This window comes from Kocuria subflava (assembly GCF_012163155.1).
Lineage (GTDB): Bacteria > Actinomycetota > Actinomycetes > Actinomycetales > Micrococcaceae > Kocuria > Kocuria subflava.
Map to the genome: position 1 here is coordinate 1 of NZ_JAAVUN010000102.1, position 815 is coordinate 815.

Annotated in this window: 1 protein-coding gene; it reads right to left on the reverse strand. The window is 42.5% G+C overall.

The genetic code is table 11. The features are described from left to right. Positions 1 to 99: 99 nt before the first annotated feature. Positions 100 to 815: hypothetical protein (locus GTW58_RS14380; RefSeq protein ID WP_209436581.1), on the reverse strand; the 716-nt coding region annotated here is incomplete at its 5' end.

The window sequence follows — 815 nt, forward strand, 5'->3', positions numbered from 1 at the left end:
AAGGCTCCATGTGAAATTCTCCCCACAGCCACCAATTGACCTAGGGCCGGAGCTAGACTATATCAACTTACAGCATATTCTCCCGCGCCTAATATTATTTCATGTACTCTCCATTGCGAAATCTACCCACTTTTCAATGTTCATCATCTTATTCTGGATAACAGACTCTTCATGCACGGCTCTAGCAATATTCCGCTTGTAAAACACAAAATTGAATCGATTATGAAAGAGTGCAGCAAGAAACGCCATAATCATTTGCCATGCAAGAGTCATTGCAAACCAAAAACCTAGCGGTTCAATAAAAGATGCCATCACAAATACGAGAATAAGCCCCAAGGCGCTGCTGAACATTATCAGGATGATGGTATCACCAATTCTATCAATGCGCTTCTTACTGGATGGCAGATTACTTGTGCCGTAGAATCTCCATATAAACCACCACATTGCGATCGCACATTCTACTGCCAACCCCAAAGCGATGGCAACTACCAAATTGCTATTATTCACGATAAGAAAAGTAAAAACGAAAACGAAAGATGTGCCCTGCAGTATCCACATCCTCCATCCTGAAAAAATGAAATAGGTTAATCTAATATATTTGGATCGAATAAAAAATCTTCTCGTGTAAGAAATTGAACTCCTGCGTAAACGACTCAGCGAAAGATTAAGGTCGCTCCAGCCCTCGACGGCACTTCTCAGAAACCCGCCGCGTAGTTGAGAGAGGGCTCCAGCAACTATCGAAATCACTCCAAACAACAAAGCGGGAAATATAACTACGAGATCCCAACGGTTATGCGCAATTGCCATGATGCTTC